Origin of the sequence: Streptomyces sp. UNOC14_S4 (genome assembly GCF_020740835.1) — a bacterium.
In the GTDB taxonomy this organism is placed as follows: Bacteria; Actinomycetota; Actinomycetes; order Streptomycetales; family Streptomycetaceae; genus Streptomyces.
On the sequence record NZ_JAINFC010000335.1, the window covers coordinates 1 to 8,540 of the forward strand.

The 8,540-nt window shown below is 73.7% G+C and carries 1 protein-coding gene; it reads left to right on the forward strand.

Going from position 1 to position 8,540, the window contains the following annotated elements; genetic code table 11:
- Positions 1-8,540, forward strand: an 8,540-nt coding sequence (locus K6I34_RS38415) for a type I polyketide synthase (protein WP_275127150.1), incomplete at both ends; no start/stop codon positions are given.

Consider the following 8,540-nt stretch of genomic DNA (forward strand, 5'->3'; position numbering starts at 1 on the left):
CATATCACCCGTCGGCGAGGACACCGTCGCGCTGACGCTCGCCGACGCCACCGGCCAGCCGGTCGCCACCGTCGACGCGCTGACCCTCCGCCCGCTGCCGCGGAGCGGCGCCGACCTCGCCTCCGCCCACCAGCAGGCGCTGTTCCGGCTGGACTGGGTCGCGCCGCAGGCCGCCACGGCCGAGCCGGGCGCCGCCGCCCGCCGCGCGATCCTCGCGGCCGACGCCTTCGGGCTGGGTGCGGCAGGCGTCGCCGACGCCTCCTTCCCGGACCTCGCCGCCCTCGCTGCCGCCGTCGAGGCGGGGGAGACCACGGCACCCGAGCTGGTGCTCGCCTCCTTCCCCGCCGCAGCACAGGACGACAGCGAAGACCTCGCCGCCGCCACCCACCGGGCCGCGCTGCGCGCCCTGGAACTGGTGCAGGACTGGCTCGCCGACACCCGCCTCACCGACAGCAAGCTGGCCCTCGTCACCCGCGGCGCGATCGCCGCGGGCCCCGACGAGGACGTCACCGACCTCGCGCACTCCGCCCTGTGGGGCCTGCTGCGCTCCGCCGAGACCGAGAACCCCGGCCGATTCGTCCTCGTCGACCTCGACGGCACCGACGCCGCCACGGCCGCCCTGCACGACGCGCTGGCCACCGGGGAGCCGGAACTGGCGCTGCGCGGCGGTGAGGTCCTGGTGCCGCGCCTGGCCCGTACCACCGCGGCCGACCTCCAGGGCCCGGACACCCCGGTGCCCGCCCTGGACCCCGAGGGCACCGTCCTGATCACCGGCGGCACCGGCGGCCTGGGCCGCCTGGTCGCCCGGCACCTGGTCGCCGAGCACGGCGTCCGCCACCTGCTGCTCACCAGCCGCAGCGGCCCCCAGGCCCCCGGCGCCGACGCGCTCCGCGAGGAACTCGCCGCACTGGGCGCCGAGGTGACCGTCGCCGCCTGCGACGCCGCCGACCGCGAGGCCCTGGCCGCCACCCTGGCCGCCGTCCCGGCCGAGCACCCCCTCACCGCCGTCGTGCACACCGCGGGCGTCCTGGACGACGCCACCGTGCCCGGCCTGACGCCCGGTCACCTCGACCGCGTCCTGCGCCCCAAGGTGGACGCGGCCTGGCACCTGCACGAGCTCACCCGCGAGGCGGACCTGACCGCCTTCGTCCTGTTCTCCGCCATCGCCGGCACCCTGGGCGGCGCCGGTCAGGCCAACTACGCCGCGGGCAACGTCTTCCTCGACGCGCTCGCCCACCACCGGCACGCCCAGGGCCTGCCCGCCACCTCCCTGGTCTGGGGCCTGTGGGAGACCGGCGGCATCACCGGCGCCCTGACCGAGACCGACCTGCTGCGGCTGGCCCGCAGCGGCATGGGCGCCCTCGGCGACGCCGAGGGCATGGCGCTCCTCGACGCCGCCCGCCGCACCGGCCGGGCCGTCCTGGTCCCGGCCCGCCTGGACCTGGCGGCGCTGCGCTCCGCGCACGGCACCGGCCCCGTCCCGGCGCTGCTGCGCGGCCTGATCCGCGGCTCCGGCAGGCGCACCGCCGCCGGGCACGCCGCCACGGACTCCTCACTGTCCGAGCGGCTGCTCGCCCTGCCCCCGGCCGAGCGCAGGCGCACCCTGCTCGACCTGGTCCGCACCCAGGTCGCCGCGGTCCTCGGCCACACCGGCTCCGAGGCCGTCGAACCGCGCCGCGCCTTCAAGGAGCTGGGCTTCGACTCGCTGATCGCGGTCGAGCTCCGCAACCGGCTCGCCGCGGCCACCGGGCTGAAGCTGCCCACCACCGTCGTCTTCGACCACCCCAACTCCGCCGCCCTCGCCGACCACCTGCGCGGCGAACTCCTCGGCGACCTCGCCGACCTCGCGGACGAGGACATCCGGCAGGCGGGAGCGGACGACACGGCGGCTCTCGCCGCACTCGCCGACGACCCCATCGCCATCGTCGCGATGAGCTGCCGCTTCCCCGGCGACGTGAGCTCGCCCGAGGACCTGTGGCGGCTGGTCACCGGCGGCGAGGACGCCGTCACCGGCTTCCCCGTCAACCGCGGCTGGGAGAGCCTGGAGTGGGCCTCCGAGGCCGAGACGGGCGACTACGCCCGCGCGGGCGGCTTCCTGCACCAGGCCGACGAGTTCGACGCCGCCTTCTTCGGGATCTCGCCGCGCGAGGCCCTGGCCATGGACCCGCAGCAGCGCCTGCTGCTGGAGACGTCCTGGGAGGCCTTCGAGCGCGCGGGCATCGACCCCGACTCCGTACGCGGCCGCGGCGTCGGCGTGTTCGTCGGCGCCTCCTACAGCGCCTACGAGGTGGGCCTGGAACAGGCGGGCGCCGAGGTCGCCGGCCATGTGATGACCGGCAACGCGGGCAGCGTCATCTCCGGCCGCATCGCCTACGCCCTCGGCCTCGAAGGCCCCGCCGTCACCGTCGACACGGCGTGCTCGTCGTCACTGGTCGCCCTGCACTGGGCCATCCAGGCGCTGCGCCAGGGCGAGTGCTCCATGGCGCTCGCGGGCGGCGTCACCGTCATGTCCACCCCCGGCACGTTCACCGAGTTCAGCCGCCAGCGCGGGCTGGCCTCCGACGGCCGCGTCAAGGCGTTCGCGGCCGCCGCCGACGGCACCGGCTGGGGCGAGGGCGTCGGCATGCTGCTCGTGGAGCGGCTGTCGGACGCGCGGAAGCACGGCCACCCGGTGCTGGCGGTCGTCCGCGGCTCTGCGGTCAACCAGGACGGTGCGAGCAACGGCCTGACCGCGCCCAACGGCCCCGCGCAGCAGCGCGTCATCCGCAAGGCGCTGAGCGGCGCCGGGCTCACCGCCGCCGAGGTCGACGTCGTCGAGGCGCACGGCACCGGCACGACGCTGGGCGACCCCATCGAGGCACAGGCGCTGCTGGCCACCTACGGCCAGGACCGCGACGGCGACCGGCCGCTGTACCTGGGCTCCATCAAGTCCAACATCGGCCACTCGCAGGCCGCCGCGGGCGTCGCCGGGATCATCAAGATGGTCCAGGCGATGCGGCACGGCGTGCTCCCGCGGACGCTGCACGTGGACGAGCCGACCCCGCACGTCGACTGGTCGGCCGGAGCGGTCGAGCTGCTGACCGAGAGCATCGACTGGCCGGAGACCGGCCGCCCGCGCAGGGCCGCCGTCTCCGCCTTCGGCATCAGCGGCACCAACGTCCACACCATCATCGAGCAGGCCCCGGCGGCCGACCCGGCGGAGTCGACGCCGACCGCCGCCACGCGGCTCCCGCTGCTGCCCTTCACCGTGTCGGCCAAGAGCCCGGACGCGCTGCGCGCCCAGGCCGAACGACTCCACGCCCACCTGACGGCCCACCCGGAGCTCGAACCGGCCGACGTCGCCCTCTCGCTGGCCACCGGCCGCGCCGGGCTGCACCACCGCGCGGTACTCGCCACCGACGGCCGTGACGCGCTGCTGCACGGCCTGGCGGCCCTGGCCGCGGGCCACACCGCCCCCGGACTCGCCGAGGGCACCGTCACCGAGGGCGAGACGGCGTTCCTGTTCACGGGCCAGGGCAGCCAGCGGCTGGACATGGGTCGTGAGCTGTACGGCACCTACCCGGTGTTCGCGGAGGCGTTCGACGCGGTCTGCGATGCGCTGGACGGGCACCTGGAGCGTCCGCTGAAGACAGTGGTCTTCGGCGAGGACGCCGAGCTGCTGGACCAGACCGGTTACACGCAGCCCGCGCTGTTCGCGATCGAGGTGGCGCTCTACCGTCTCGTCGAGGCGTGGGGGATCACGGCGGACTACCTCTCCGGTCACTCGATCGGTGAGCTCGCTGCTGCGCATGTGGCGGGTGTGCTGTCGCTGGCTGATGCTTCGAAGCTGGTGGCGGCGCGTGGCCGTCTGATGCAGGAGCTTCCGGCCGGTGGCGCGATGATCGCGGTGCAGGCGTCGGAGGAGGAAGTTCTTCCGCTGCTGAACGAGCGAGTGAGCATTGCCGCTCTCAACGGTCCGCAGTCCGTGGTGATCGCGGGTGACGAGGACGCGGCTGTTGCGATTGCCGCGGCGTTCGAGGCGCAGGGTCGTAAGACGAAGCGTCTGACGGTCTCTCATGCGTTCCACTCGCCGCGTATGGATGGGATGTTGGAGGAGTTCCGTGCGGTGGCGGAGACGCTGTCGTACGAGGCTCCGCGTATCGCGATCGTTTCCGGTCTGACGGGTGCTCTGGTCTCCGTCGAGGAGATCACCGACCCCGGCTTCTGGGTGCGTCACGTCCGTGAGGCCGTCCGCTTCCTCGATGCGGTGCGCACCCTGGAGGCCCAGGGCGTCACCCACTTCGTCGAGCTCGGTCCCGACGGGGTTCTCTCCGCCATGGCGCAGGACTGCGTCACCGGCGAGAGCGCGGCCTTCGTACCCGCCCTCCGCAAGGGCCGTGGTGAAGCCGAGGCGCTCACCGCCGCCGTGGCCCGGGCGTACGCCCGGGGCGTGACGGTGGACTGGGCGGCGTTCTTCGCGCGCACCGGCGCCGTACGCGTCGACCTGCCGACCTACGCCTTCCAGCGCCGCCGCTACTGGCCGGACGCGCCGGTGCGGGCCCTCGCGGCCCCGGCGGGCGTCGACGGCTGGCGCTACCAGGTGTCCTGGAAGCCGCTGTCCCTGAGCACGACGTCGCGGCCGACCGGTCTCTGGCTGGTCGCCGCGCCCGAGGGCGAGGCGGAGTGGTCCGCCGGTGCCGTCCGTACGCTCACCGAGCGCGGCGCCGAGGTGCGGCTGGTCGAGCTGGGTGCCGCCGACGGCCGTGCCGCGTACGCCGAGCGGCTCCGCGCGGCGGCCGACGGCGCCGAAGTGGCAGGTGTGCTCTCGCTGCTGGCGCTCGCCGAGGACGGCGGGCTGTCGGCCACGACCGCGCTGACGCAGGCGCTGGGCGACGCCGGTGTGGACGGCCCGCTGTGGGTTGCCACCCGCGGCGCCGTGTCGACCGGTCGCACCGACGCGCCCGCGGCCCCGGCCCGGGCGCAGGTCTGGGGCCTGGGCCGGATCGCGGCCCTGGAGCACCCGGAGCGCTGGGGCGGCCTGGTCGACCTGCCGGAGACGGCGGACGACCGCGCGCTGATCCGACTGGTCACCGTGCTGGCCGGTGCGGGCGACGAGGATCAGATCGCCATCCGTTCCACCGGATTCCTCGGCCGTCGGCTCGTCCGGGCCGCCGCCGCGCCCGTTGCCGAGGCCGACGCCTGGCGCTCGCGCGGCACGGTGCTGGTGACCGGTGGTACGGGTGCGCTGGGTGGTCATGTGGCCCGTTGGCTGGTGGAGAGTGGCGCCGAGCATCTGGTGCTGACGAGCCGTCGTGGTCTGGACGCGCCGGGCGCGGCCGAACTGCGCGACGAACTCACCGCGCTGGGCGCCCAGGTCACCGTCGCCGCGTGTGATGTAGCTGACCGGGACGCGCTGTCCGGTCTGCTGGCCGGTCTGCCTGCCGAGCTGCCGCTGACCGCCGTCGTGCACGCCGCCGGTGTGCTGGATGACGGTGTACTGGACGCGCTCACCCCTGAGCGTTTCGCCACCGTCCTGCGGGCCAAGGCCGAGGCCGCCGCCAACCTGGACGAGCTGACGCGCGATCTGGACCTGTCGGCGTTCGTGCTCTTCTCCTCGATCTCCGGCACGCTCGGTGCCGCCGGTCAGGGCAACTACGCCGCCGCGAACGCCTTCCTGGACGCGCTGGCGGAGCGTCGCCGAGCAGAGGGTCTGCCTGCCACGTCCGTCGCGTGGGGTCCGTGGGCCGAGGGCGGTATGGCCGCCGACGAGGCCCTGGAGCAGCGCATGCGCCGCGCGGGCGTGCCGCCGATGGACGCCGGTCTCGCGATCAGCGCCCTCCAGCAGGCCCTCGACCAGGACGACGCCGTACTGACCGTCGCCGACGTGGACTGGGAGCGGTTCGGCCCCGGCTTCGCCGCCGTACGGCCCAGCCCGCTGCTGTCCGACCTGGCCGAGGTACGCCAGTCGGCAGCCCGTACCGTCACCACCACTGCCACCGACCAGCCCGGCAAGGACGTCGAGCCGGCCTCCTCGTTCGGCCGGCGGCTGCTCGGGCTCGGCGAGTCCGAGCGCGGCGCCTTCCTGCTCGACCTGGTCCGCGGCCACGTCGCCGATGTGCTGGGCCACGCCCACGCCGACGACGTCGCGGCCGACCGCCCGTTCCGCGAGATCGGCTTCGACTCGCTGACCGCCGTCGAGCTGCGCAACGGCCTCAACGCCGTCACGGGCCTGCGGCTGCCCGCCACCCTCATCTACGACTACCCGACCCCGAACGCCCTCGCCGACCACCTGCTCGCCGAACTCCTCGGCCGGCAGGCCGAGATCAGCGGTCCGGTGACGACGGCCGTGGCCGACGGCGACCCGATCGCGATCGTCGCGATGGCCTGCCGCTTCCCCGGCGGCGTCCACACCCCCGAGCAGCTGTGGCAGCTGCTGTCCTCTGGGACGGACGTCATCTCGGGCATGCCCACCGACCGCGGCTGGGACCTGGAGGCGCTCTACAACCCGGACCCGGACGCCGAGGGCACCTCGTACGCCCGTGAAGGCGGCTTCCTGTACGACGTCGCCGACTTCGACCCGACGTTCTTCGGCATCTCGCCGCGCGAGGCGCTTGCCATGGATCCGCAGCAGCGCCTGCTGCTGGAGACGAGCTGGGAGGCGTTCGAGCGCGCGGGCATCGACCCGGTCACCCTGCGCGGCAGCCACGCGGGCGTGTTCGTCGGCACCAACGGGCAGGACTACCTGTCCCTGCTGCTGGGCGGCTCCGAGGGCCTCGAAGGCCACATGGGCACGGGCAACGCGGCCAGCGTGATCTCCGGCAGGCTCGCGTACACCTTCGGCCTCGAAGGCCCGGCCGTCACCGTCGACACGGCGTGCTCGTCGTCGCTGGTCGCCCTGCACACTGCCATCCAGGCGCTGCGCAACGGCGAGTGCTCGCTGGCACTGGCCGGCGGCGTGACCGTGATGTCCACCCCGGGCGTCTTCATCGACTTCAGCCGCCAGCGCGGTCTGGCCACGGACGGCCGGATCAAGGCGTTCGCGGCCGGGGCGGACGGTACGGGCTGGGGTGAGGGTGTCGGCATGCTGCTCGTGGAGCGGCTGTCGGACGCGCGCAAGAACGGTCACCCGGTGCTGGCGGTCGTGCGGGGTTCGGCGATCAACCAGGATGGTGCGAGCAATGGTCTGACGGCTCCGAACGGTCCGTCGCAGCAGCGGGTGATCCGGCAGGCGCTGGCCAGTGCCGGTCTGTCGGCCGCCGAGGTCGACGCGGTCGAGGCACACGGCACCGGCACCAAGCTCGGCGACCCGATCGAGGCGCAGGCGCTGCTGGCCACCTACGGCCAGGAGCGGGAGGACGACCGGCCGCTCTACCTGGGCTCCATCAAGTCCAACATCGGCCACACCCAGGCCGCCGCCGGTGTCGCGGGCATCATCAAGATGGTGCTGGCGATGCAGCACGGCGTGCTGCCGCAGACCCTGCACATCGACGAGCCCACCCCGCACGTCGACTGGGCAGCCGGTGACATCCAGCTGCTGACGGAGTCGGTGACCTGGCCGGAGACCGACCGTCCGCGTCGCGCGGGCATCTCCTCCTTCGGCTTCAGCGGCACCAACGCCCACACGATCATCGAGCAGGCCCCGGCCGAGGAGCCGGAGCGGACGGAGCAGCCGGAGCGGGGCGAGACCCCGGCGGTGCTGCCGGTGGTCCTGTCCGCCCGCACCGGCGAGGGCCTGCGGACGCAGGCCGAGCGCCTGCTGACGCATCTGTCCGAGGAGCCGGAGGCCGCACTCGCGGACCTCGGCTACTCACTGGCCGCACACCGTGCCCTCTTCGAGGAGCGAGCAGTACTCCTTGACGAGGACCGCGACTCCCTCGTGGCAGGCCTGGAGGCCCTGGCTCGGGGCGAGTCGGCCGCGGACCTGGTGACGGGCTCTGCGGTCGGCGGCAAGACTGCGTTCCTGTTCACGGGTCAGGGCAGCCAGCGGCTGGGGATGGGTCGTGAGCTGTACGCCACGTACCCGGTGTTCGCGGAGGCGTTCGACGCGGTCTGCGATGCGCTGGACGGGCATCTGGAGCGTCCGCTGAAGACGGTTGTCTTCGGCGAGGACGCCGGGCTGCTGGATCAGACGGGTTTCACGCAGCCTGCGCTGTTCGCGGTCGAGGTGGCGTTGTTCCGTCTCGTCGAGGCGTGGGGTGTGAAGGCGGACTTCCTGTCGGGTCACTCGATCGGTGAGCTTGCTGCCGCGCATGTGGCGGGTGTGCTGTCGCTGGCTGATGCTTCGAAGCTGGTGGCGGCGCGTGGTCGTCTGATGCAGGAGCTTCCGGCCGGTGGCGCGATGATCGCGGTGCAGGCGTCGGAGGACGAGGTCCTGCCGCTGCTGACGGAGGGCGTGAGCATTGCCGCTCTCAACGGTCCGCAGTCGGTGGTGATTGCGGGTGACGAGGACGCGGCTGTTGCGATTGCCGCGGCGTTCGAGGCGCAGGGTCGTAAGACGAAGCGTCTGACGGTCTCTCATGCGTTCCACTCGCCGCGTATGGATGGGATGTTGGAGGAGTTCC